This is a genomic window from Pedobacter sp. G11, assembly GCF_003860265.1.
GTDB classification, from domain to species: domain Bacteria; phylum Bacteroidota; class Bacteroidia; order Sphingobacteriales; family Sphingobacteriaceae; genus Pedobacter; species Pedobacter agri.
Genome location: NZ_CP034190.1, coordinates 1,495,238 through 1,520,006, shown reverse-complemented (window position 1 = coordinate 1,520,006; position 24,769 = coordinate 1,495,238). Strand labels below are relative to the sequence as shown.

At 38.3% G+C, this 24,769-nt stretch carries 20 protein-coding genes; 5 read left to right on the top strand and 15 right to left on the bottom strand.

Translation table 11 applies throughout. The features are described 5' to 3' along the window. Window positions 1–67 precede the first annotated feature (67 nt). A complete protein-coding gene (locus EA772_RS06650; protein WP_124911992.1) occupies window positions 68–1,264 on the bottom strand; it encodes an anhydro-N-acetylmuramic acid kinase in 1,197 nt (398 codons plus the stop codon). Between the two features lie 146 nt (window positions 1,265–1,410). Here EA772_RS06650 and nagB point away from each other — a divergent pair, with 146 nt between their 5' ends. Continuing rightward, window positions 1,411–3,336 (top strand): glucosamine-6-phosphate deaminase, encoded by a 1,926-nt coding sequence (gene nagB, locus EA772_RS06645; RefSeq protein ID WP_124911990.1) that lies wholly within the window; start codon window positions 1,411–1,413, stop codon window positions 3,334–3,336. A gap of 65 nt (window positions 3,337–3,401) precedes the next feature. Here the strand turns inward: nagB and EA772_RS06640 are convergent, their stop codons facing one another. The 3 genes from EA772_RS06640 to EA772_RS06630 form a co-directional block, all read right to left on the bottom strand. Next, window positions 3,402–4,418 carry a LacI family DNA-binding transcriptional regulator gene (locus tag EA772_RS06640; protein ID WP_124911988.1) on the bottom strand — a complete coding sequence of 339 codons (1,017 nt, stop codon included), beginning with the start codon at window positions 4,416–4,418 and terminating at the stop codon, window positions 3,402–3,404. 57 nt (window positions 4,419–4,475) lie between these two features. Then, window positions 4,476–5,636, bottom strand: a complete 1,161-nt coding sequence (locus EA772_RS06635; RefSeq protein ID WP_124911986.1) for an acyltransferase family protein — start codon at window positions 5,634–5,636, stop codon at window positions 4,476–4,478. 80 nt (window positions 5,637–5,716) lie between these two features. Further along, the gene (locus EA772_RS06630) at window positions 5,717–7,261 is read right to left on the bottom strand and encodes a glycoside hydrolase family 10 protein (protein WP_124911984.1); all 1,545 of its coding nucleotides are present in this window, start codon (window positions 7,259–7,261) and stop codon (window positions 5,717–5,719) included. 205 nt (window positions 7,262–7,466) lie between these two features. On the opposite strand from EA772_RS06630, the gene EA772_RS06625 reads away from it, so the two are divergent. After that, a complete protein-coding gene (locus EA772_RS06625; protein ID WP_116168674.1) occupies window positions 7,467–8,369 on the top strand; it encodes a hypothetical protein in 903 nt (300 codons plus the stop codon). A gap of 18 nt (window positions 8,370–8,387) precedes the next feature. Here the strand turns inward: EA772_RS06625 and EA772_RS06620 are convergent, their stop codons facing one another. The 4 genes from EA772_RS06620 to EA772_RS06605 all read right to left on the bottom strand — a co-directional run bounded on the left by EA772_RS06620 (window position 8,388) and on the right by EA772_RS06605 (window position 14,236). Next, complete coding sequence (locus tag EA772_RS06620) at window positions 8,388–12,116, bottom strand: HAMP domain-containing sensor histidine kinase (RefSeq protein WP_124911982.1); 3,729 nt, start codon at window positions 12,114–12,116, stop codon at window positions 8,388–8,390. Between the two features lie 91 nt (window positions 12,117–12,207). After that, window positions 12,208–13,089 carry an ACP S-malonyltransferase gene (gene fabD, locus EA772_RS06615; RefSeq protein ID WP_010602520.1) on the bottom strand — a complete coding sequence of 294 codons (882 nt, stop codon included), beginning with the start codon at window positions 13,087–13,089 and terminating at the stop codon, window positions 12,208–12,210. Window positions 13,090–13,174: 85 nt separating this feature from the next. Then, window positions 13,175–13,810: a GTP cyclohydrolase I FolE gene (folE, locus tag EA772_RS06610; protein ID WP_116168676.1), complete on the bottom strand. Its 636-nt coding sequence runs from the start codon at window positions 13,808–13,810 to the stop codon at window positions 13,175–13,177. Between the two features lie 15 nt (window positions 13,811–13,825). After that, on the bottom strand, window positions 13,826–14,236 hold the full coding sequence (locus EA772_RS06605) for a 6-carboxytetrahydropterin synthase (protein WP_010601668.1): 411 nt from the start codon (window positions 14,234–14,236) through the stop codon (window positions 13,826–13,828). A gap of 107 nt (window positions 14,237–14,343) precedes the next feature. Between EA772_RS06605 and mqnB the strand changes: the two genes are divergently transcribed. Both mqnB and EA772_RS06595 read left to right on the top strand, forming a co-directional pair. Then, entirely contained in the window at window positions 14,344–14,970 is a 627-nt protein-coding gene (gene mqnB / locus EA772_RS06600) for a futalosine hydrolase (RefSeq protein ID WP_124911980.1), read from the top strand. 40 nt (window positions 14,971–15,010) lie between these two features. Then, on the top strand, window positions 15,011–15,859 hold the full coding sequence (locus EA772_RS06595) for a menaquinone biosynthesis family protein (RefSeq protein WP_124911978.1): 849 nt from the start codon (window positions 15,011–15,013) through the stop codon (window positions 15,857–15,859). 169 nt (window positions 15,860–16,028) lie between these two features. Here the strand turns inward: EA772_RS06595 and EA772_RS06590 are convergent, their stop codons facing one another. From EA772_RS06590 to EA772_RS06580, 3 genes are all read right to left on the bottom strand, one after another. Beyond that, window positions 16,029–16,724: a response regulator transcription factor gene (locus EA772_RS06590; RefSeq protein WP_029204345.1), complete on the bottom strand. Its 696-nt coding sequence runs from the start codon at window positions 16,722–16,724 to the stop codon at window positions 16,029–16,031. 169 nt (window positions 16,725–16,893) lie between these two features. Beyond that, window positions 16,894–18,723: a sensor histidine kinase KdpD gene (locus EA772_RS06585; RefSeq protein WP_124911976.1), complete on the bottom strand. Its 1,830-nt coding sequence runs from the start codon at window positions 18,721–18,723 to the stop codon at window positions 16,894–16,896. A 213-nt stretch (window positions 18,724–18,936) separates the two neighbouring features. Next, window positions 18,937–19,305, bottom strand: a complete 369-nt coding sequence (locus EA772_RS06580) for a DUF3127 domain-containing protein (protein ID WP_124911974.1) — start codon at window positions 19,303–19,305, stop codon at window positions 18,937–18,939. A gap of 71 nt (window positions 19,306–19,376) precedes the next feature. On the opposite strand from EA772_RS06580, the gene EA772_RS06575 reads away from it, so the two are divergent. Further along, a complete protein-coding gene (locus EA772_RS06575) occupies window positions 19,377–20,567 on the top strand; it encodes a class I SAM-dependent RNA methyltransferase (protein WP_124914992.1) in 1,191 nt (396 codons plus the stop codon). Window positions 20,568–20,597: 30 nt separating this feature from the next. On the opposite strand, the gene EA772_RS06570 is transcribed toward EA772_RS06575, so the two are convergent. The 4 genes from EA772_RS06570 to EA772_RS06555 all read right to left on the bottom strand — a co-directional run bounded on the left by EA772_RS06570 (window position 20,598) and on the right by EA772_RS06555 (window position 24,689). After that, entirely contained in the window at window positions 20,598–22,865 is a 2,268-nt protein-coding gene (locus EA772_RS06570) for a peptidase domain-containing ABC transporter (protein WP_124911972.1), read from the bottom strand. Further along, window positions 22,862–24,145: an HlyD family secretion protein gene (locus EA772_RS06565; RefSeq protein ID WP_246834058.1), complete on the bottom strand. Its 1,284-nt coding sequence runs from the start codon at window positions 24,143–24,145 to the stop codon at window positions 22,862–22,864. Before EA772_RS06565 ends, EA772_RS06570 begins: the two co-directional genes overlap by 4 nt. 20 nt (window positions 24,146–24,165) lie before the next feature. Then, window positions 24,166–24,381 (bottom strand): hypothetical protein, encoded by a 216-nt coding sequence (locus EA772_RS06560; protein WP_124911970.1) that lies wholly within the window; start codon window positions 24,379–24,381, stop codon window positions 24,166–24,168. 74 nt (window positions 24,382–24,455) lie between these two features. Next, window positions 24,456–24,689 carry a hypothetical protein gene (locus EA772_RS06555; protein ID WP_010601658.1) on the bottom strand — a complete coding sequence of 78 codons (234 nt, stop codon included), beginning with the start codon at window positions 24,687–24,689 and terminating at the stop codon, window positions 24,456–24,458. Window positions 24,690–24,769 lie beyond the last annotated feature (80 nt).

Sequence of the window (24,769 nt, the reverse complement as noted above, 5' to 3'; positions counted from 1 at the left end):
TAGTAAAATACCCAACAAAGCAAATTTTAATTCGCAGCAAAGCACTTTACAAAATAATAACAAAGTATTAAGCCGGTAAACTTATTTTCCCCATGCAAACTGATGGCACACCTTGTCGGTTACCAAAATCAATGGGTTGTCCACACAGGGTTTCATTGGCTAAAACGGCAAATAAAACAGCTTCTTTCGCATCAGGGTTGATGGCTAAATCATCTGTAGTAAAGAAATTTGAATGTGGCAGGTTCTTTTTCAACAACTGTACCAGCAGCGGATTATGCATGCCGCCGCCGCTCATAAAAATTTGAGCTTTTGCCTTATCACCAAAACATTTTTTTATGGCCGCTGAAATGGTTTCTGCCGAAAAGTGGCAAAGCGTGGTCATTACATCAGCTGTGCTTATATTTTGAGTAGATGATTGGTTTTGAGCGCTTTTTAAATAATCCAGGTTAAAAAGCTCTGGTCCAGTGGTTTTTGGAAAAGCAATGTCAAAAAAATCGCATTTTAATAATTCATTCAGCAATGCCTCGTTCATATTTCCAGATTTTGCAACTGCTCCGTCTTTATCGTAAAACTGGTTATAATGCTGTTGCATAAACTGATCCATCAAAGTATTTCCTGGCCCCACATCAGTTGAAAAAATTTCGGATGCTTGAAGGTTTCCTGGCAGATAGGTAAAGTTTGCGATGCCCCCAATATTGAGCATTACCCGATCTTCATCCTTTTTAGAAAAGATTAAATAATCGCCATAAACCGCTAATGGAGCCCCCTCACCACCTGCGGCTAAATGTTTCTGCCTGAAATCAGACAAAGTTATAATTCCGGTTTTAACCGCAATATGATCGCCATCACCAATTTGCAATGTTCCATTTGGATAATCAATTAATTGATGAAGTGATTTTGGCGCATGGAAAATGGTTTGCCCATGGCTTGCAATAAAATCAATCTCCTCATTTTTATAGCCCCATTCCGCTAGAGCCTGGTTAATCAAATCGGCATGGATACTGGCAATGTGTTCATTCATCAGGCAAACCAACTCCAAATCAACCTGTTTTTTGGAAAAAATTGCTTTGATTTTAGCCCTGAAATCATCTGTATAACCCCCGGTTTTAAATTCCAGGATTTTAATGATGGTTTCGGCACCACTTCCGCTTACCGCACAAAGTGCTATATCTAAACCATCCATTGATGTTCCACTCATTAGCCCAATAATTAATCGCTGCTCCTTTTGAGCTTTAGTATAAAAATTTTGTATCTGGATATTCATAATTATTTGAAAAAATGATCAAACGTTTGTTTGCCGCTTCAGGTGAATTTTACATATATAATCGCAATAAAAGTAAATAACCTTTGATGAAATACGAGCATAACTCTCTATATTTACTGCTCCGTACATTAAAATCCATAAATAAAATGGCTAGATTAAATCTACTGGAGGAGACACGTTTCGAGAAACTCCCTGTGAGCGTGTTCGAAAATCCAAAAATTGCTTCCATTAATGTGGCGCATAGAATTGCCAACCTCATTAAATCAAAACAAGCAAACAACGCACCTGCAGTACTGGGCTTAGCAACAGGTGTTACCCCAATTGCAGTTTATGCCGAACTGGTAAGACTGCACAAAGAAGAGGGTTTAAGTTTCAAAAATGTGATTACTTTTAATTTGGATGAATATTATCCAATGCAGCCAACAGCAGCGCAAAGTTATGTTACGTTTATGAACGAAAACCTTTTCGATCACATTGATATCGATAAGAACAACGTTCACATTCCGGATGGAATGCTTCCTTTAGAGGATATTCCGGCTTTCTGTTTAGATTATGAGAAAAAAATAGGAGATCTTGGCGGCCTGGATATTCAAATTTTGGGTATTGGTCGTACAGGTCACATTGGCTTCAATGAGCCGGGCTCTGCACCAAATTCAGGAACACGTTTGGTTACGCTTGATGATTTAACCCGCCGTGATGCGGCCCGTGACTTCGGTGGAAAAGCTTTTGTACCAACCAAAGCCATCACGATGGGTATCGGTACCATCTTTAAAGCAAGGGAAATCATTTTGATGGCCTGGAGCCGTAAAAAAGCTTCTATCATCAAAAAAGCTGTGGAAGGCGAGATTTCAGGCGATGTTCCGGCAACTTACCTGCAACTTTCAGAACATGTTGAATTTATTTTAGATACCCCAGCCGCTGCAGAACTGACCCGTTTTGATACGCCCTGGCTGGTTAAAGATTGTATTTGGACCGATGACTTAATTCGCAAAGCAGTAATCTGGCTGGCAAACACGCTCAAAAAACCGATACTAAAATTAACGGAAGACGATTATAACAATAATGGTATGGCGCAACTGGCTACCGAAAAAGGTCCAGTTTATAACATCAATATTCATATCTTCAATAAATTACAACACACCATTACCGGCTGGCCGGGAGGAAAACCAAATGCTGATGATTCTCAGCGCCCTGAAAGAGCTGAACCTGCTAAAAAAAGGGTAATTATTTTCTCCCCACACCCGGATGATGATGTGATTTCGATGGGTGGTACATTCATCCGTCTGGTTGATCAAAAACATGATGTTCACGTAGCTTATCAAACCTCAGGCAACACTGCAGTTTGGGATGATGATGCATTACGCTTTGTAGAGTTCAATGTAGATTTCACGGAAAAGATGGGCATGGATAATGCTAACTTGAAGGACATATACGATAAAATGAGAACTTTTATTGAGCAGAAGAAACCTAATCAGGTAGATACGCCAGAGATTCAAACTGTCAAAGGTCTAATCAGAAAAGGAGAGGCAATTGCAGGAGCCCGCTATTGCGGCCTGGAAGATGATCATATTCACTTTCAAGCATTGCCATTTTACGAAAGTGGAAAAAACCAAAAAAATCCGGTTACTGATGCCGATATTGAACTGACCATGGAGCTTTTACAACAAGTAAAACCTGAACAGGTTTTTGCAGCTGGTGATTTTGAAGACCCGCATGGAACGCATATTGTTTGCTTTAACATCATACTGGCTGCTTTAACGCGTTTGCGTAAAACCGACGCATGGGCGCAGGATTGCTGGTTGTGGATGTACCGTGGTGCATGGCATGAATTTGAAACTCATGAAATCGAGATGGCTGTTCCAATTTCTCCTCAGGAATTAGAGCGCAAGAGGAATGCAATTTTCAAGCACCAGAGCCAGAAAGACAGGGCAGTATTTCCTGGCGATGATTCGAGAGAATTTTGGCAACGTGCTGAAGACCGTAACCGTGAAACAGCAAAAGCTTATGACGATTTAGGGTTAGCAGAATATGAAGCAATGGAAGCTTTCGTTCGGTGGAAATTCCAGGATTAAATCGTAACAATACAATCCCCGTCTTACAAAAAAGCGGGGATTTTTTTTTACACAAACTTAGCGCTCTAGATCTTTCTCGTTGACTGCCTTCCGATAACAGTTGGATTCAAAACAATGTGTTCAACGTCCTGGTAAAAGTTTTCCTGTTTAATCATATTTAAAAACATTTTTGCGCACTCCTTTCCCATTTGCGCCGGGTGTTGATCTATTGTAGACAAATTTGGTGTAATGTATTCTGAGAAAACTTCGTTAGCAAAACCAATCACACCAACTTCTGGCGGTGTTTTATCAGCTTCTTTCAGTTTGTTAATTACACCTAACGCTGTAAAATCATCACCTGCAACGATTGCGTCTGGCCGATTATCCATCTGAAGCAATTTCTCAGCCCCCAGTTCACCATCTACAACAGATAATCCCCCATAGATGATATGTTCTTCCAAAACCGGCAACTGACCATCAGCTAATGCCGCCTTGTATCCCTTCAACCGATTATTGAAGATTTTGATTTGATGAACGGTCGTAATAAAAGCAATCTTCTTATAGCCCATCTCCATTAAATGTTGTGTGGCTGCATATCCCGCTTCAAAGTCATTTAATGTGATTGTCGGAACATTCAATGCATCATGAATACGATCGAAAAGTATCAGTGGTTTGTTTTGATTAATGACTTCTTCAAAGTGATCAACATTAACGGTTTCCAACGACATTGAAGCAATAATTCCATCAACTTGTGCTTCGAGCAATGTTCTAACACCATTAATTTCATTATCAACTGATTCGTTTGACTGGTAAATAATTACGCGATACCCATATTCTTTTAAACCATCTTCGATACAATGAATAATGGAAGCAAAGAATTGAGCCTGTACACTTGGTACGATTACGCCAACGGTATGTGTTTTCCCTGATTTTAATGCCGAAGCAACTTTGTTTGGACTGTAGTTAAGCCTTTTCGCTGTTTCAGTTACCGCTTTTTTAGTTGCTTCGCTTATTGCAGGAAAACCGCTTAAAGCCCTTGATACCGTTGATACCGTAATATTAAGTGCTTGAGCAATATCGTATATGGTTGTCTTTTTATTCAATTATTAAAGTATTTAAGTACCCGTTTACCATATGAAACCGGCCAAGTAATGTAGGAATTATACTTTAATGATGATGTTCTTTTTATACATAATGTACAACAGCACATAAAAACCAAGCACATAAGTAATGGCCCAAACTAACGAAGCATTGACAGGTGAAAAATATGGCGTGTAAAATGTGGTATAAAACTTTTCTAATAATGCGGTTTTGGTACCATCCGTGTTATTGATTTTTATCAGATTTAAAACGCGGGGCATTAACCCGGCAAGAAAAAAAACAGTTATCGCATTTACCCCGTAAACAACAAATGGAGTCGTAATTTTTTTGTAGCCCTGTACATCTATCAGCCAAAAACAAAGTGCCAGTCCTACGGAAGCCAGTCCTCCTGCATATAGCACGTAAGAACTCGTCCAAAGTGATTTGTTTATAGGAAACTGAAGATCCCAAAGCAAGCCCAAAATAATCGCGGCAATTCCCGCCGTAAATAGCCAGGCTACTTTTGTTGCACTGTCTATATCTTTTCTTCTCATCCACACCCCTACCAATATCCCAAATAAACAGGTTCCAATTGCCGGAAGCGTACTTAAAACACCTTCAGGATCCCACGTTTTCGCAGATGCCCAGGTATGAGATTCTGTTAGGATCGCTCTATCTATCCATGCAGCCAGGTTGGTTTCCTTTTCCATATTGGCATAACCGATTCCAGGAACCGGAACGAAAGTCATTAATGCCCAATAAATTGCTAGAATTGACATAAATATTCTGAAAATTGCTTTGTTTGAAAACTTGAGAAAGATAATACTACTGATGATAAATACAATACCAATACGTTGCAAAACACCTAATAAGCGAACGGTTTGAAAAGCTTCGACTAAACTTTTACCATCGAAAATAACCCCCATAAGCTTTCCAAAAATAGCAAGGAAAAATCCCAGTAAATACAAAATAATTCCACGCTTTAATGCTTTAACAATGGTTTTACTGTGCATGGCCGGATCTGACTTGCTTGTGCTCATTGCAAAAGCAATTGACACGCCTACAATCCAAAGAAAAAATGGAAAAATTAGATCAGTTGGCGTGCAACCATTCCATTCGGCGTGTTCCAGTGGCGCATAAATATGTCCCCAACTGCCCGGGTTGTTGACCAAAATCATTGCAGCGACTGTTAATCCTCTAAAAAAATCAAGAGAGAGTAATCGTTGTTTAGGTTCGGTCATGATTGCTAGTTTGGTTGATCAAACTAAATTAAAGCTTTGTGTTTATAAAGCGAAATTAATCACGATAATTCTAAACCAACCTATTCTTTAGCCAACGGAATTTCTACACCAACAGGACCGCTAGGTTCGCTTTCGTTTTTCAACCGATCAAGGGCCGTAACCAGATAGCTATATCTTTTCCCTGCTTCAACGGTAGTATCTATAAATGACAGATAATCTTCGAAGCTGATTTTTAAGATATTTTTTGGATCAAGAGTAGATATCTTCTCCCCTTCTGCAAAACGGTAAATTACAAACCCTGAAGCTGTTTCACCGTCCTTCGCTTTTAATGGGTTTTGCCATTTCAAATGCACTCCGTCTTTTAATGCATCTACAGTTAAGGCCTGCGGCTCATTCGGTGGAACTTCATCTAACCAAGGCATTTGCGGAGGCAAAGCCTGATATTTATACAAATCATTTCTAAGCGAATCCGCAACCGATCTGGCTACAGTACTTAGTGATTTGGAACTAAAATACACACTTCCCTGAATGCGGTTACTCTCCCGGAGATAGCGTACTTGCCTTGGCACTTCAGATAAATTTTTCCAGGCGGCTTCTGCTCTTGAATTTACTAGGTAAGCACCCTGACCAATGTAAACATGCCTGCCATAACTATTATTGCTCCACCAATCTACCAGGGTTCCAAAAGGCGCAACTCTTCTGGTAAATGTAAAATATATCTGTGGGTTAATGTAATCTACCCAACCTTCTTTGACCCATTTACGGCTATCGGCAAAAAGTTCTGCGTAATTCGATAAACCACTTGTGGCAGATCCCTCCGGGTCTTCATATTTGTTCCGCCAGATACCAAATGGACTCACGCCAAACTTCACCCATTTTTTATAATGGTGAATACTGTCATCCAGCTGTTTGATCAGCATATCTACATTATTTCTGCGCCAATCTCTGATATCAGTAAAATTATTCGAGAACTTGTTAAAGGTAGCAGCATCATTAATGGTTTGTCCTTCAATTTTATACGGATAGAAATAATCATCGAAATGAATTCCATCCACATCATACCCCTTCACAACATCTAAAATTACCTGCACAATATATTCTCGTACATCAGGGATACCCGGATCAAACTGTTTTTTCCCGCCGTAGGTAAAAAACCAGTCCGGATGTTTCCGGAAAGCATGATCTTCATGTAAAATGCTACTGCTGCTCATACTTGCACGGTATGGATTAAACCAGGCATGCAGTTCCATCCCCCTGAAATGTGCTTCCTTAATAGCAAAAGCCAATGGATCATATCCCGCAGCTGGCGCCAAACCTTGCTTGCCCATTAACCATTGGCTCCATGGTTCTCTTGATTTGGCATAAAAAGCATCACCGGCTGGCCGAACCTGTAAAATGATGGCATTCATTCCCTGGGCTTTATGCCTTTCCATAATTCCAATCAGTTCCTGTTTCTGTTGATCAACAGTCAAACCCGGCCGGGATGGCCAATCAATATTGGTCACTGTAGCCACCCAAACGCCTCTAAACTCTCTTTTTGGTGCAATTTTTGTTAAAGGTTGTGCATTTAATATATATGGTATTACAATAAAGGATAAAAGTGCGTATAGGAAATTTTTAAGCATTATTATGTCTTGTTTTTTATTCAGGATGCGTATTTGTTGTTAATTTTAATACAAATCAACATTAGCAATTAAACGATTTTTTTTAAAAACTCTTATAAGTTTATTAAAAATTATAATTTGCGCACTGCTAAAATTAATTGTGTACTCCATTTACCTATGGAACAACAAAAGTATATTAATTTAAGAAGATACAGCATTATTAAAAATGGAACCACAGAAGACTAATAAAGGCGATAGGAACAAAATTTACTTTCTGGTTATTGTAATAGCCGCCCTTATTGGAACAAATGCCTATTTGTTTTTTAAAGATCGACAGCAAAGCGAGAGATTTGTTACGGTAAGTACCGAGAAAGATAAATTACGCTTAGAAGTAGAAAAGATTGAGGTAGAATTGGATAAAGTTGAAGCTTTAAATCTGGATCTAAATGAAAAACTTGTGGAAGAGCAGAAACTGGCGAGAGAAAAAATTGCTGAATTGAAGCTTGCTTTAGAAAAAGGCGAGATTACACAAGGCGAACTCGATAAAGCAAACAGCCAGATCAATGAATTAAAAACTTTCGTAAAAAATTATAATGACCAGATTATCCAGTTACAAAAGGATAATATTTTTCTAAAGAACAGCCGTGACAGTTTAGAAAACACATTAAGAAACCTGAACAGCAAAACTTCAAATCTGGAAACTGAAAACTCAACCTTAAATGCAAAAGTAAAAACAGCATCAGCCTTGAAGCTTCAAAGTGCAGAAATTGTAGCATTCAGAACGAAATCTAGCGGTAAAAAAATAGAAGTCACAAAGTCATCAAGCGCAGAAAAACTAAGTGTTCGGTTTAATATTATTCCGAATGAACTTGCAGAAAAGGGTCATCATAATATTTACTTGAGGGTATTTGATCCGGCCGGGAATTTATTAGCAGATGAAGGCAATCGTTTTGAAGCCGATGGCCAGGAAATGCAATACAGCCATTCAATCTATATCAATTACAATAATGATGACAGCACCTATGTTATCGACTGGAAAAACCCTAAAGCTTTTATTAAAGGTATTTACACGGTGATCCTGTATGCAGATGGAAACACGATGGGCAAGGCCCAGGTTGATCTTCGATAATTTCTCTCAAAAATTGACTTAAGCTAACGGAAACGTTAGATAAAAAGTTGTTCCAAGATCAATAACGGAAGTAAACGTAATCGTTCCACCGGCATTTTCAACAGCTTGCTTAACAAAGGCCAAGCCTAATCCCGTTCCGGAAGATTTAGTAGTAAAGTTTGGCACAAAAATCTTATCATGTAACATTGCCGGGATACCTTTCCCATTATCTTTTATTTCGATGTAAGCATTCTCTTCATCATTATAAATTACCGCAGTAATGCAGCAATGCGATTCATCATCGATAGCTTCAATGGCATTTTTAAACAAGTTATTAAATGTTCTCAGCAATTGGTCATGATCTGCCAGAATGCGAACATACCTGTCAGATTTGTTTAATACATTGATTTCGACATTGTCGCTGTTTTTATAAACCTGACGAGCCTGTTCAATTACCGGCATTACATCTAGTTTTTCCAGGTTTGTATCCGGCATCCGGGCAAAATTTGAAAATTCAGAGGCAATTTTTGAAAGACTTTCAATTTGTTCAATAAAAGATTTGCTGAATTTGTTGAATTTGTTTTCAAAATTCGGATCGTTCTCTTTCCACGATTTTTCCAAAAGCTGAACGCCAAGTTTTAACGGCGTTAAAGGATTTTTAATTTCATGTGCCACTTGTTTTGCCATTTCACGCCAGGCACTTTCACGCTCGGAACGGGCAAGTTTAACGGCACTGGCCTCAAGGGCAGCAATCATGCTGTTATATTCTTTTATTAATGAGCCAATTTCATCATGTCTGCGCCAAATAATGGGCTCGTTTCTTTGTCCGATTCGGGTTCTGCTGATGCTCTCCTGAATAAAAGTAAGCGGACTGGTAATTTGATTGGCCAGAAAAACCGCTAAAACCCCTACAGCAACGAAAACAAGCGCATAGATATTAATCAGATTACTTACGAAAAGGGCAATTTTATCTGAATATTCTTCTTCATTTGAGTAATTGGGTAATCCAATATAGGCGATGGTTTTATTTTGAGCATTTCGGATGGGTGCATAAGCCGCAGCATAGGTTAAACTTCCTATTTTTTCAAAAGGGTTGATATATTCAGATCGTTTTAATTTATCTAGATAAGCATAAGCCAATGGTCCCATCTTTCTCCCGATTACTTTCGAACTGTACAATTTTGGATAAGTTGTCATCAACAAGTTGCCCTGCGTATCGTACAAGTTTAAATCGGCATTGTTGATATCGGCAAAATTATTAAAATCGGCTACGGCATCTTCGTCATTGGTAATCCCGTTACTAAAAACCTGCTTCTCATAGTTCTGCTGAACCTTCCTGATTTTATCTTTTATGGAAGCGGTTTGCTGCCCGCGGTATTCCCGATCCATGTAGTAATAGGTTACCCAACCTACAATTAATAAAGTAGCCACAACCGATAGCACAATAGAAAGTTGAATTCTGGTTTTGTACAAAATCTTGTTTGCGTTAATCATCAGTGACCGGTTGATACTAAACCAGCCGACACGTTCATCATCAAGATTTTTGATTAACCAAATTAATCCATAAAGTACCAGAGAGAAAATGATGAATACTAAAAAGAAGAAAGATAATGCAGCCAATCGCTCCACATAATCAACTTTTTGTTTACTGATTACCACCATTTTGCTATTTGTTGGCTTGTAAACTAAGTGACTGTAATCCTGAACCGCATCGCTACTGGTCACGAAATCATCCTTTTTCCCCTTGAAAATATGTCCGTCGAGCGGATAGGTATAATTCCCTGACTGATTTAATAATTTGTTGTTGCTGTAGAGTGCAATTGAATAACCCCTGAAATCCTCATCTCGGATGAGCTTTTGGTCGCCAAGCAGATCGGGTAAACGGTTGTTGTAGTTATAGGGTTTTGATCTGAGTTCAATAACCAGTGAACCCAGTAAATTGCCCTTGTTTACTACAGAAATAATCCCAAAATAATCCTGGTAGCCAAATGTATTATTTACCTGGTAAAAGTAATTCGCACCATCAATTTTAACCGATCCTGATTCAACTAATCCTTTATATTTTTTGAAAGGTTGCCCATTAGGGTTGCTGATATCTAATCCCGATTTATCATAGGGATAGATTTGATAATCGTATCGGCTCAAGTAACCATCTAAATAGTTTTTAATGTGGTTTTTGAGTACTGCATAATTCGATTTACCATTCTGATTAAAATATCGGATTAAAAATTCATCCTTTAACAACTGTCCTTCCAGACTTCCTAAAGCTACAATTGCATTCGGATCTTCTGACGATTGTACTTTACGGGCTAGAGGCTCTCTTAAGCTACGCTCTGTAATGTCTTTGTACTTTATATATTTAATCGATGTATTAAAGGCCAGGCAAAAGAAAACGATGGCAAACAGTCCAACAGAAAACTTTGCTTTTTCATCGTAAATACTTCTGCAAACAATGAAGAGGATGAGTGCAAAAACAATAAAAAAGGCAGTAAAATCAGTGGCAAGCCTGTAGATAAAAACGGCAGCAAAACCAACCAGAAAAATAACCAATCGCTCTTTGTTGGTTACATTTAATTGTTTACTCACCGTAGCCGTAATTACGGTGATTAGATAAATTTGAAACCATACTAGGCAAAGAATTACGATACTTACCCAACTTGTACCGCTTAACTTTAAAATATTAATAATCTCGAAATTGATTTTGGAGTTATAAATCAACCCGAAAAAAACCTCATCACTGAAATAAGCTATTGTACCTATAAGGCCTAAAAACAGACCATGGATAATAATCCCCAACACTTTACTTTTCCTGATCCAGTTACCAAATTTATATTGCTCCTTATGGTTGTACATAAATAGCAGTAACCATGTTAAGGTAAATACATTCAGTAGAAAATCGCCCAGTGATGGCATGAGGAAACTTTCAGAATAGATCCTGGGGTCAAAAAGATCGAGCGGAAAACGGTGGTTAAACCAGCCGAAGTATAAATCAGAAAGCCTAAACGACAAGAAGAAAACCAGCAGCAATAGTGTTCCCCAAACAATATGTCCCTTCCTTGCAATTAACGAACTTAATGAGTTAAAGAACATGCAAATGCTCAGCATCCCGGCTATAAAGAGCCATAGCTGAATGACAGAGTAATAATCGTCAACATAACCCGGCTTTACCTTTAAACCAAAAAGAAACTTATTTTCAATGCTTTTGATGCTATAAACATCTTTATCTGTGAACGATGCTAAAGTTAAGAGCTGTGAACTTGACAGCAGCGGATCGAGATCATTTTTGAAGTATTTGGTTTCCTTAAACGGGTATTGTGATTGGATAGAAATCAGAAAGATCAAGCTGAAATCTCCCTGTGTACTTTTGATTACCTCATACCAGCCATTGGAGAAAAATAAAACAGAGCTTCCTTCTTTAATGGTACGGGGATCAATATCGGTTACGCGATAGGTACTCCAGAATTTTAACTGATTGTTTTGGAAGGTGAGTAAATTGATTCCCTTAACTTTCCGGTAGACGTCTAAAAATTCGATGGCCTCCTTCGGGTTAACATGGAGCTCCTTCGCTTTGTTAACTTCATTTTTATTGCCTAAAAATGCAGCAACATCTCTTTCTTTAACGAGTAAGTTTTGTTGAACTTCTTTTGCATCACGTTCCAGTAACTCATTTTTGGTGGTAAATCTGCTCAAAGAAATTGAAGTGACAATGAGGCAACAACCCAAAACAAGCAGCAGAAATCTAATTTTTACACCAAAGCTCAGTTTCATCTATTTCGATAAAGATATTAAATATTGATAAAAAACAACGCCATAAACGGTTTGTTTATGGCGTCGAAAAATATTGTTATGTGTGCGAAAGTTAAGCTACAACAGCACTACTGGTTTGTACCTCGCGACTAACTTTTTTCACCAATCCTTGCAATACGTTGCCTGGTCCCACTTCAACAAATTCTGTTGCACCATCTGCAAGCATATTTGATACGGTTTGAGTCCAACGTACAGCGCCTGTTAATTGTTTGATTAGATTTTCTTTAATTTGAGCAGGATCTGTATAAGGTTTTGCATCAACATTCTGATAAACCGGGCAAATTGGAGCCGAGATATTTGTTGCTTCTATAGCAGCCTGTAATTCAATTTTTGCAGGCTCCATCAAAGGAGAATGAAATGCACCACCTACGTTTAGTTTCAAAGCCCGTTTAGCACCAGCTTCTGTTAGTTTAGCGCAAGCCAAATCAATACCTTCAATGCTTCCGGAAATAACCAGTTGCCCTGGGCAATTGTAATTTGCAGGAACAACAACAGCATCAACTTCGGCACAAATTTTCTCAACTACATCATCAGCTAAGCCTAAAATCGCAGCCATGGTAGATGGTTGTGCTTCGCAGGCTTTTTGCATGGCATTTGCACGGGCAATTACCAACCTCAAGCCATCTTCAAAACTCAAAGCATTCGCTGCCACCAGAGAAGAAAATTCGCCTAATGAGTGACCAGCTACCATATCAGGCTTAAAATCATCACCTAAAACCTTCGCTAAAATTACTGAATGTAAAAAGATAGCCGGTTGTGTAACATTGGTTTGTTTTAGTTCTTCATCTGTTCCACCGAACATAATATCGCTAATGCGAAAACCAATAATTTCATTTGCCTTTTCAAATAATTCTGCAGCTTTTGGGTTCTCGTAAAGATCTTTACCCATGCCTACAAATTGCGCTCCCTGTCCAGGAAAAATATATGCTTTCATTTAATGTCTTTTATTTACAGGTTTTCTGAAAACCGTTTTAAAGCGGCTAATCTTGATACCTGATACTTATTACTTGGTTCTAACTTTAATCTAAACTGGCTGTAATTAATCTCAGAAACTCAGCCCTTGTTTTATCGTTACTTAAAAAAGTTCCGGTAAAGGCCGATGTTGTAGTTACTGAATTCTGCTTCTGTACGCCACGCATGGCCATACACAAGTGTCTGCATTCCATCACCACTGCTACACCCATTGGGTTTAAAGTATTTTGAATACAATCTCTGATTTCGTTGGTTAAACGTTCCTGCACCTGTAAACGACGGGCAAAGGCATCTACCACACGAGGGATTTTACTTAAGCCCACGATATGGCCGTTTGGAATGTAAGCAATGTGCGCTTTACCAAAGAAAGGCAGCATATGATGTTCACACATGGAATAGACCTCAATATCTTTAACTACCACCATTTGACTATAATCCTCCTCAAACATTGCCGATTTCAGAATTTCATCCGGTTTCAAATCATAACCATGCGTTAAATACTGCAAGGCTTTTGCTACACGTTCAGGGGTTTTAATTAAACCTTCACGTTCAGGATCTTCGCCCAGCTGACCAAGAATATCTTTGTAATGCGTAGCAACAGCTTCAATTTTTTCATCGTTATAACGATCTATTTTTACATAGCCGTCTCTTGATTCGCCTTTTAATACGTCTTTAGTGCTCATTAATATAGGTAGTTTTTAACCAAAGTATTCAACAAAATTATTTTCGGTTTCGTAGATTTTCACACAATGCAATGTGGCTCCGCCTTCTGCAATAGGGGCTTCAAGCTGTTTCCAAATCTCAATCGCCAGGTTTTCTGTAGAAGCCAGTTTGCCTTTCATAAAATCTACATCCAGATTTAAGTTTTTATGGTCAACTTTATCTACCACGTAATCATTCATGATGTCTTTTAACCATTTCAAATCTACAAGAAATCCTGTTTCAGGATTAACTTCTCCTTTAACCGTTACATAAAGCCAATAATTATGCCCATGCCAGTTTGGATTAGCACATTTGCCGTAAACCTCTGCATTTTTATCATCATCCCAATCGGTTCGGGCCAGCTTGTGGGCTGCGTTAAATGATGCTTTTCTCGTTATATAAATCATTACTTTACAATAAAGGGTCAAATATACGGATAAAGCCTTAAGAGATGATAAGGAAAATGTAAGATGGAAATTGAATGATTATAGTGGTAATCCCCTAACTTTACTTTATGAAAACACTGGTTGTAGCAGCCACAAAAGCCGAGGTTGCCTTCTTCTATCAGCACTTTAACCTACCTGAGGGAGATTTTATTGAAAGCAAAAATTTTGATTTATTGATTACCGGCGTGGGCATGGTGGCAACAGCATTTTCTTTAGGGCAATATCTCACCCCAAATAAATATAATTTAGTGATTAACGTGGGCATAGCAGGATGTTTTGACCGCAACATTAAACTGGGCAGCCTGTTAAATATTAGTGAAGATATTTTTGCAGAACTGGGCGCCGAAAACGGTGATGATTTTTTAACGATAACGGATTTAGGATTTGGCGAAAACCAATTCAATGCTAAAAGCAAAAAAATTATTGATTTGCCATCTGTAAAAAGTATCACCGTTAATTGTGTTACCGGAAGTGAAAAAAGTATCAGAAACTTAAAAAAACGAATTAATCCGACAACTGAAAGCATGGAAGGTGCCGCCGTTTTTTATGCCTGCACACGCGAAAATATCGATTGTTTGCAAATCAGAAGTGTTTCAAACTATGTTGAACCCAGAAACAAAGAAAACTGGGAGATTGGTTTAGCAATTAGAAATCTGAACGAGTGGATGATTTCTTTTATCTCAGAAATGAACTGATTATGACGTTTTAGTGTATTGCAGTGGTTAATTTTGATTTATGAAACTTACACTTGGTTTTTCACCCTGCCCGAATGACACCTTTATTTTTGACGCTCTTATTCACCATAAAATTGATACCGAAGGCCTTGAGTTTGAAGTAACTTATGATGACGTGGAAACATTAAATCAAAAGGCTTTAAAGGGGCAGTTGGATATTACTAAACTAAGTTTCCATGCCTTTGCCTACGTGGCGAACCAATATGCTTTGCTCGATGCAGGAAGTGCGCTGGGTTTCGGTGTTGGTCCGTTGCTAATCAGCCATAAGCACACCCCAGAAGCGCTTGATGAATTATTGAAATCCGGAACACGTGAACTGAAAGTCGGAATCCCGGGCAAATACACTACAGCAAATTTTTTACTGGGCATTGCATTCCCTCAGTTAAAACATAAACAGGAAATGGTTTTCTCTGAAATTGAATCAGCTTTGCTGGAAGACCAGATTGATTTGGGTCTGATTATTCATGAGAATAGATTTACTTACCAGGATAAAGGCTTAACTAAAATTATTGATTTAGGAGATTACTGGGAAAAACTAACAGGTTGCGCCATTCCTTTGGGTGGAATTGTAATCAACAGGAATTTGGATCGTGAAATTCAGCTTAAAGTAAACCGCTTGATTCGTCAATCGGTTGAGTTTGCCTTCGCTCACCCCAAATCGGGCATCGATTTTATACGCGAATATGCACAGGCAATGGATGAGGCGGTGATGTATAAACACATCGAATTATATGTAAATAAATACAGTATCAACCTTGGCGAAGAGGGTAGAAAAGCTGTGGATACCCTTTTCACCCTTGCTCAGGAGCGCAACATTATTCCGGCAATAAAAGAAAATTTATACTTGTAAGTAAGGATGCTATCATATATATTGGATGACATCCTGAGCCTATTTAAGACTTTTAAGATATCCTGAATGGCGTTTTCGGCAAGCTTGGTGTAACTACATTTAGAGATCAGTGATTTACGATACCTGCTCTTGCTTCTACTGTTTGGTGTCTTAAACAAGCCATCTACATCTAACTTACCAGCAACTTATAGCCCTTACCATGAACGTTAATAATCTCCACGTTCGAATCGCCTCTTAAATATTTGCGTAGCTTGCTGAGGAACACATCCATGCTGCGCCCGTTGAAATAGTTATCGTCATGCCAGATACTTAACAACGCTTCTTCACGGGTTAATACCGTGTTCTTTTTCAAACACAATAAACGAAGTAATTCTGCTTCTTTAGTAGATAGCTTTTGTTGCTGGTCGGCATTGGTAATAATTTGTGTGGTATAATCAAAAGTATAATCACCAATGCTAAACTGAGTTTCAGGCGCCTCTTCTATCCCATCCGTTTTGCTCGAAATTCGTTTGAACATAGCGTTAATGCGCAACAGCAATTCCTCAATACGAAACGGTTTTGTAATGTAGTCATCCCCGCCTAAATCATAAGCTGCAGATTTATCTTCTAACATGGTCTTAGCAGTGGCAAAAATAATGGGTACCTGTGCATTTATTTTACGAATATCTTTTCCTAAAGTAAATCCATCCTTTTTAGGCATCATCACGTCGAGAATACACAAATCGAAGTTTTGCTTATTGAAGGCACGTAAACCTTCCTCGCCATCTGTGCAAAGCACCACATCAAACTTGCCTTTCAACTGCAAATAATCTTGAAGTAATAAACCTAAATTTGGATCGTCCTCAACCAGAAGTATCTTTTTCATTGTTTTTATTTTGTTCCCGTATGTAGCATTACCTACCGTAAGGGTTTGATTGTGTGTTTGCATAACGGTTTAAATTTACTTGTGATATAAAATAAATTCACCGCTATGTTAAATAATGTTTGGCTGCATTTAGGTAATGTATCGACCAATTCAGCTTTTGTGCCGACATTTAGCCTTCGTATAAAGGTAACGATATTTCAAATGTTGTTCCTTTATCTTTCTCGCTGCTTACCTTTATGCTGCCATTTGCTTGTTTAATAATATCCTGAACGTAATTTAGCCCCAAACCAAAGCCCTTAACATCATGCAGGTTACCCGTGGGTACACGATAAAACTGATCAAAAATTCGCTTCGACTGGTCTTTGGTCATCCCAATACCCTTGTCCGCAATCTCAATAATCAAATTTTTATGTGTGTTCCTGGTAGATATTGTAATTTCTGGTACCTCTGCACTGTATTTATTGGCATTGTCTATCAAATTATAAAGCACATTCGAAAGGTGCAACTCATCGCCATAAACAGTTGATTTTTCAGCATCTGTATTGATATTTAAAACTGCACTTCTTTTTTGCAGCTGAAGTCCCATACTATCCAACACAATCACAATCAGGTCATTCATGTCAACCGCTGTGTTATCCATCTTTAGTTCACCTTTTTCCAGTCTGGCAATACTTAACACGCGTTCAATATGGCTTCCCAAACGCACATTTTCATCATAAATGATATTTGCCAAACGTTTCAGGCGGGTCTTATCTTCCGTAACTTCCGGATCCTTTAGTGCCTCACTGGCAATCATGATCGTGGCTACCGGTGTTTTAAACTCGTGCGTCATATTATTGATGAAATCTGTTTTCATCTCAGAGATTTTTTTCTGTTTTAGAATGGCATAAAGAGTATACGAAAAGATAAAAACCAGCACCAGCAACAAGCCTACCGACGATGCCAGCGTGAAACCCAGATTGGTTAAGATAGCAGAATTTTTGTTTGGGAAAGTAACAATCAAAGTTCCCGGATCGCGAAATAAGTCGTTACCAAAAAGTGGCGTTTTATAGGTGTTCTCTGGTAAAAACTCCCCTTTGGTATTGGAAGCCACCATAAACAGCACTGAATCTTTTTTTGCCAGCGAAACTTTATACGATGGTTTAAGGCTAATGTTGTGTGTAGATAATTCTGACATCAGAATATCACCAAGTGCCCTGAAATTAATTCGCTTGTAAATCGGAATTTTAGCATCTTCAAGCTCTTTGGATACATCTTCAACCAGATTCATTCGGGTGTAAGGGAGCGTGTCTTTACCCAGGGCCGCAATTCTTACTTCGAGCTTTTTTTTGGCAATTTCATCTTCACGCTTAAATTTCTTCTCTAAATCATCAGGAATTTTTGCAAGGCTTACAAAACCAGGACTGCCGTTTCTAGGATCGAAAACCAGATACCTTAAAGAGTCTGGCAAGCTTTGAAAACTTTTGAATTCGAAAGTTTTTGGAGGCGCTGCAAAAGGTTTAGTGCGCATGCTATACCCTTTGATCACAAGGCTTCGGATATCAATAAAAGCATCCATCTGTAAATCTACCTTATCGCCGTTAGGAGTATTAAGGGAGATGAACTCTTTCTCCGAGATTACTTTGGGTGCCCGGTAAGACATCCTTATGATACTATCCTGCTGATTTAAATAATTTTCTATTTGGTTTTCCCGTTCGGCCAACCTCAACTCCGATTCCTGCACATATTGTTGCCTTAAATCTTTAATATCGAGCGCTCTTTGCCGGGCATCCTGAAGTCGCCTTAATTTATTTTCGGCATCTTTCCTGTTAATGTGATTGGCCACATTTAATCGCTCTACTTTTTTAACTACTGTTGCTAAAGTCTGATTGACCTGTTCATCGAAAAGCTGAGATTTTAGGTTGTAGGCTTCTTTGATGTAATACAACTGCATCACAAAAACGCCCAGCAAAGCCACCGTCATTAAAACAGTAATAAACCAAAAACTCCTTTTTTTCATTGATGTGATCTTCTGCTGAAAGTATTTACAGTACTTTCTGCAACCTAACTGATATCAAAAATACTCAATAGCTAAGTTAAAGGAATGTTTTTAACATATTTTAACATGGCTTATTTAGCTGGAAATGAATATTCAAAGAAATTTTTAACAAAAAAATGCCGGGGCAAAAGCCCCGGCATGGTTCAAAATTGTTTGCTTAAAAAGAATCTTTATTTAGAATGGTAAATCATCATCTTCACCTGGTGTGTTACTCACATCAACCGGAGCTGCATAAGCTGGAGTAGCTGCTGCCGGAGCACCCCCTGCAATAGCATTGATTCTCCAAATGACCAAGCTGTTAAAATATGATGTTTTTCCTGTTTTATCTGTCCAAGGGCGACCACGTAAGTTAAAGAAAACCTCAACTTCATCACCCGCTTTAAATGTATCTAATAATGCAGTTTTATCTTGTAAAGCCTCAAAACGGATATATTCTGGGTATGTTGGATTTTCTGCGTATTCTACTATTAAATCACGTTTTTTAAACGTTTCACTCACTTGCTGCGTTGCACCTACTTCGTGTACTTTTCCTTTAATTTCCATATCTAATACTACTTAATGTACTATAAACATCAAATCTCTATAATTTTATTGATAACTTCGCATATATTATGATGCAAGTTTTCCACAATAAAAGCAAGGTAATTATTACCTGCAATAAGCGCCTTTCTCCGTATTTGCAAGATGAAGTTACGGCCTTAGGATATAAAATTGAAAGGGCTTTCCCAACTGGTGTTGAGCTAAATATCACCCTTACAGAGTGTATTAAGCTAAATTTGAACTTGCGTTGCGCCAGTCAGATTTTGTACGCCATAAAAAGTTTTAAAGCAGTTACGCCTGATGATTTGTACAACGAAATCAAAGCGATTGAATGGGAGGAATTGATTGATTTTGCAGGTTATTTCTCTGTAACCTCCAATGTGGATAATCCAAACATTACCACCCCACTTTTTGCCAATTTAAAGGTTAAAGATGCGATTGTTGACAGGATGAAAGAGAAAAAAGGGATACGCCCGAACTCTGGCTCTGATGCCAACAAAGCAGTAGTACATTTATACTGGAAAGATGCCGATGCCGATGTATTTATAGATACCTCAGGCGAAACGTTGGCGAAACATGGTTATCGTAAAATTCCGGGAAAAGCACCAATGCTCGAAGCCTTAGCTTCAGGTGCCATTTATGCCACCAATTGGGATAAAAAATCGCCCTTTATCAATCCGATGTGTGGTTCAGGAACTTTGGCTATCGAAGCAGCATTAATCGCAACCAATCGTGCTCCAGGCTTGTATCGCATGAATTATGGCTTTATGCACATTTTAGGTTATGATGAGCAGGAATTTTTTGCTGAAAGAAGAATTTTGAAAGATCAGGTAATTAAAAACACAGATCTTAAAATCATTGCCTCTGATATTTCTGAGGATGCCGTTGAGGTTACGCGTAGAAATGCCAAAACCGCTGGAGTAGATACTTTTATTGAATTTGAAGTTTGTGATTTCGAACTTACACCTGTTCCGGAAGGCGGAAAAGGCGTGGTGGTTTTCAATCCGGAATACGGGGAACGTTTAGGCGTACACAGCAAACTGGAACTCACCTACAAGCGCATGGGCGATTTCATGAAAACCAAATGTAAAGGTTATTCAGGTTATATTTTTACCGGAAATCCTGACCTTGCCAAAAAAATCGGCTTAAAGGCATCAAGAAAAATTGAATTCTATAACGGAAAACTAGATTGCAGAATGCTAGAGTACGAGCTTTACGATGGTTCAAGAAGAGCACCACTGATTGAAAATCAAGTACAAGCATAACTATATAAATTATCAGGAATTTAAAATGCACTAGCTTTTGGGTTCCTGATTACCTACTTTCTTTACCCGCTTTTTCTTTATTGAATCTGTAATTGACGGAAATTGTTTGTGCCACATGCTGGTGTACATCCCGTTTATTTCAACCAGCTCGGCATGTGTACCTTCTTCAATAAGTTTTCCCTCTTTTAACACCACAATTTTATCCGCATTTACAACGGTGCTTAATCGGTGAGCAATTAAAATAATGGTTTTGCCTTGTTCACGAAGTAAAGAAATAGCGTGATGGATATGTTCTTCTGATGAGGAATCTAACGAAGAGGTGGCTTCATCCAAAATTAATATTTCCGGATCACGATACAGCGCCCTTGCAATGGCCAGCCGCTGCCTTTGCCCGCCAGATAAATTGGTAGCGTTTTCTCCCAAATAGGTATCAAATCCGTTTGGCAAACGTTCAATAAAATCCATAATATGCAGTTGGGCACAAATACGCACAATTTTTTTCATATCAGGTTCCATCTCTCCAACAGCAATATTTTCAATCACATTTCCGGCAAACAGATGCACATCTTGTGGCACTACCGCTACCAGTTTCCTCAAACTTTCGTTAGTAATGTAATTGATGTCGAATTCGCCGATCATAATATTTCCCGACTGCAGCGGATAAATATTTTGAAGTAGCGAAAGTAATGTAGTTTTCCCAGAGCCGCTCTCTCCCACTACAGCTGTGATTTTACCTTTCGGAACATGAAGATCAAAGCCATCAAAAACCGTAACCCTGGTCCCGTACCTGAAATTCACTTTCCGAAATTCGATATCTCCAATCATATCCGGTGTAATGTCAGTTTTGTTCTCTGTTTTCTCCCGCTCTAAATCCATGATTTCAAAAAGTCTGTCGGCGGCAATGCGGGCATCTTGAAAAACCTTATTCATGCCAATTAAACTAATTACAGGACCTGTGAAATATCCGATAATGGCATAAAATGATAACAATTCTCCGGGAGTGATCAGGTTTTGAAGTACAAAACTTGCCCCTGCCCATAATAAAATAACAGCAAATGTGCTCGAAATAAAACCACTGGCGTTACCTACTAATAGTGAATTTGTTCCGGAGGTGTAAACCGTTTTCAGTAAATTAATAAATCTGATTTCTGTTTTCAGGTTAGAGAAATTCTCCAATCCAAATCGTTTTATGGTACTAACTGAATTGACTGATTCTACCAATTGATTTTCCAGTTCAGCACTTTTTTCCATTAGTTGCCTTTGTGTGGTTTTGTTCAGGCGATTTGATATATAATAAACCAAGGCGTACAAAGGCACAACAGTTAACATAATCAAAGCCAGTTTCCAATAGTAGGTAAACATCAGTGCAAAAGAAAAAATCAGGATGAAGACATTGACCGCAAAACCAACCAATACATCATTGATAAAAGCCCTGATTTTTACTGCATCATTCATCCGTGAGATGATTTCTCCTACACGCATGGTATCGAAAAAAGCCTGAGGTAACTTCAAAAGGTGTTTATAATAACCCAGGATTAACCTCGCATCAATTTGCTGTCCGGTTTTTATGGTTAATAGTGTTTTAGCGTAATTGATAAATATTTGCAGCAGGATGATGATAATCATCACCGTTCCCATCAGGTTTAATAAATTCGTATTGCCCTCTGGAAGTACATTATCTACTATTTTTTGAAGAAAAATGGAAGTTGATAAACCTAAGATGGTGTAAAATATGGCGCCAATTAATACCTGAATTAGAATTGACTTATGTGGCATCAGCAAATAGAGAAATCTTTTCTCTAATGATATTCGCTCGGTTCCGGCAGTGAAATCATCTCCGGGTAAAAGCATAATCAATACACCAGTCCATTTCTGCCTGAATTCATCCGGCGTTAGCCGCTGCATTTCTCCGTAAGCAGGATCCATCACCTCTACATAATCTTCGGTTACCTTGTAGATAACAATGTAGTGAGCGAGATTATTATGATTCACATGGGCAATAACTGGCGTTGGAATGGTAAAGAGATTATCAAAACTGGCTTTAACGCCTTTTGCAGAAAATCCTAACCTGGCAGATGCCTCAATTAAGCCCAGTACGTTGGTTCCCTTTTTATCGGTACCAGCATATTGCCGTATTCTGGCAATTGGTAAATCTAAACCATAGTGAATAGAGATAGAGGCCAGGCATGCAGCACCACAGTCGGTAACGTCATGCTGTTTGATAACGGTGCGTTTAGCTTTCTTTTTTAAAGCAATTTTCTCTTTGAAAGCCTGGAAGAATTGGTTTAAATTTTTCATCGGCTGCTTACTTGATTTTCTTTACTTTCAGGAATTACATTTGGGTTTAACCAATCATCAGCCTTATCATACAGCAATTGAAATAGCGTTCTTCTTGTTACAAAGAAACGGGCCTGTAGCGTCATACCCTTTTTTATTTTACCCTGGTATCCGTTCCTTAACTTTAAATTGTTTTTATCCAATAAACAGCGAACTTTGAAAAAGGGTTGTGATCCATTTTCCATAAATACGTCACTTGAGATGGATATTACTTTACCAGTTGCCATGCCCCATTCATTATAATTATAGGCATCAATTTGAAACCGGGCTTTGGTGCCAACTTTTAGCAAACCGATATCTTTAGGTTGAACATAGGTTTCTGCAATCAAGCCTGAATCGGGGGAAATTTCACCCAAAATTTCATTTGCCGAAATAGAACTTCCGGGTTGTATACCCTTTAATTGCTGTACTGTTCCGGTTAAAGGTGCTTTTATGGTGTAAAACTCTTTCTCTTCTTCATATTGCCGATCTCTGGTATCAAGTTGTTGATTTTGGATATTGAGCTGATTCAATTCCGTTTGCCACTTATTCCCCTGCTCCTCTCCAATTAAACTTAGCTCATTGAATACGTTATCCTTTCTGAGTTTCATTTCATCATATTCTAATGCAGAAACCGCTTTTCGTTTAAAAAGATAGGCGTAACGTTCATAATTTTTATAAGCCAGCTGATATCTTGCTTTTGCCTCGGTTACCCTTTGCATAAAGAAACTGTATTGCTGACCATATACGCCAGATTTAAGCGGCAACTTTTTCGACCAATCGTTCCTTCTGTAAGCATTGATGAGTAAGCCTAAATCGTGAAGCTGATCCTTAACATCGGTTTGCTGAAACTGATTCAAGGCATCCTGACTTTCGATATTTTCTTTTTTAATCGTCAGCAACACCTGACCGGCCTTCACATGCATATTTTCCTTTATAAATAAAGAATCGATGCGTCCGGCTATAAGTGGTTTAATTTCATTCCGCTCAGCAGTAGGCCTGAATAAACCAGTACTTTTTACATTTACATCAACCTTAATAAGAAATAATGCCAGAAAAGCAGCAATGAGTACAACCAAAATAACCTGGTAAATTACTTTGGTGTAAGAGTTATGAGAATGAAAATGATACTCGGCTGTATTTTCAATAATCTCTTTCGGAAATATGTATTTGTCACTATCCATATCTAATATTGACATACGCATTTTTGCTATTTTAGGTTTTAAGACCATAAAAAAAGACCAAATCTCTTGGTCTTTCATCACTTATATTTAACAACAAATTATTGCCTGTTGCCAATTAAACCTAAATCCAGGGCAATGTCATTGCCAACAGAAATGGTCGTTTCATTTCGTCTATCGCCGTTTGTGGTAATAAATGTAATACTTAATAAACTGTCAGATGTAGCACTGATTGATATGCCGGAGGCTTGCTGTGTATTTCCAAAAATACCCCCACCTCCAATTTCTAAAAGTTCTTGTGCTGATAAATTTTCCATTATTTCAGTATTTTGTTAGAGAAAAAAAGGGATTCTTTTCAGAACCCCTTTCTATAAATTGAGTGTTAATCAAATTAGCTGGTTAAGCTTTGGAATAATCCTTCCAAACTTCCACCGATGTTATTCCCTAAAGAGAACGAGGTTTTACTCGATTCATCTCCGTCTTGGGTTTCGTTTGAAAATGATAGTAAATTACCAATTCCAATTGATCCTAACAATCCACCTGAATTCGATGAATCATTACCACCAAATAAACCACCACCGTTGATTTCTTTCATTTCGTTTAAATTTAACTCTTGAAGTTTCATAACGTTCTAATTTTAATAATGCCTACTCTGTTTGAGGTTTTCGGCTACTCCTTTTTATAATCGCATTTAACTGCGAGGTT

What these genes read in the sequence shown, in the direction of transcription:
- EA772_RS06570 (WP_124911972.1), bottom strand. Translation starts at nt 22,865, where the DNA reads ATGAAAAATTTAAACCAATTCTTCCAGGCTTTCAAAGAGAAAATTGCT.
- EA772_RS06575 (WP_124914992.1), top strand. Translation starts at nt 19,377, where the DNA reads ATGCAAGTTTTCCACAATAAAAGCAAGGTAATTATTACCTGCAATAAG.
- EA772_RS06595 (WP_124911978.1), top strand. Translation starts at nt 15,011, where the DNA reads ATGAAACTTACACTTGGTTTTTCACCCTGCCCGAATGACACCTTTATT.
- EA772_RS06555 (WP_010601658.1), bottom strand. Translation starts at nt 24,689, where the DNA reads ATGAAACTTCAAGAGTTAAATTTAAACGAAATGAAAGAAATCAACGGT.
- EA772_RS06625 (WP_116168674.1), top strand. Translation starts at nt 7,467, where the DNA reads ATGGAACCACAGAAGACTAATAAAGGCGATAGGAACAAAATTTACTTT.
- EA772_RS06560 (WP_124911970.1), bottom strand. Translation starts at nt 24,381, where the DNA reads ATGGAAAATTTATCAGCACAAGAACTTTTAGAAATTGGAGGTGGGGGT.
- EA772_RS06565 (WP_246834058.1), bottom strand. Translation starts at nt 24,145, where the DNA reads ATGAAAGACCAAGAGATTTGGTCTTTTTTTATGGTCTTAAAACCTAAA.
- folE (WP_116168676.1), bottom strand. Translation starts at nt 13,810, where the DNA reads ATGAGCACTAAAGACGTATTAAAAGGCGAATCAAGAGACGGCTATGTA.
- EA772_RS06630 (WP_124911984.1), bottom strand. Translation starts at nt 7,261, where the DNA reads ATGCTTAAAAATTTCCTATACGCACTTTTATCCTTTATTGTAATACCA.
- EA772_RS06590 (WP_029204345.1), bottom strand. Translation starts at nt 16,724, where the DNA reads ATGAAAAAGATACTTCTGGTTGAGGACGATCCAAATTTAGGTTTATTA.
- EA772_RS06635 (WP_124911986.1), bottom strand. Translation starts at nt 5,636, where the DNA reads ATGACCGAACCTAAACAACGATTACTCTCTCTTGATTTTTTTAGAGGA.
- EA772_RS06605 (WP_010601668.1), bottom strand. Translation starts at nt 14,236, where the DNA reads ATGATTTATATAACGAGAAAAGCATCATTTAACGCAGCCCACAAGCTG.
- EA772_RS06580 (WP_124911974.1), bottom strand. Translation starts at nt 19,305, where the DNA reads ATGGAAATTAAAGGAAAAGTACACGAAGTAGGTGCAACGCAGCAAGTG.
- EA772_RS06650 (WP_124911992.1), bottom strand. Translation starts at nt 1,264, where the DNA reads ATGAATATCCAGATACAAAATTTTTATACTAAAGCTCAAAAGGAGCAG.
- EA772_RS06620 (WP_124911982.1), bottom strand. Translation starts at nt 12,116, where the DNA reads ATGAAACTGAGCTTTGGTGTAAAAATTAGATTTCTGCTGCTTGTTTTG.
- EA772_RS06585 (WP_124911976.1), bottom strand. Translation starts at nt 18,723, where the DNA reads ATGAAAAAAAGGAGTTTTTGGTTTATTACTGTTTTAATGACGGTGGCT.
- mqnB (WP_124911980.1), top strand. Translation starts at nt 14,344, where the DNA reads ATGAAAACACTGGTTGTAGCAGCCACAAAAGCCGAGGTTGCCTTCTTC.
- nagB (WP_124911990.1), top strand. Translation starts at nt 1,411, where the DNA reads ATGGCTAGATTAAATCTACTGGAGGAGACACGTTTCGAGAAACTCCCT.
- fabD (WP_010602520.1), bottom strand. Translation starts at nt 13,089, where the DNA reads ATGAAAGCATATATTTTTCCTGGACAGGGAGCGCAATTTGTAGGCATG.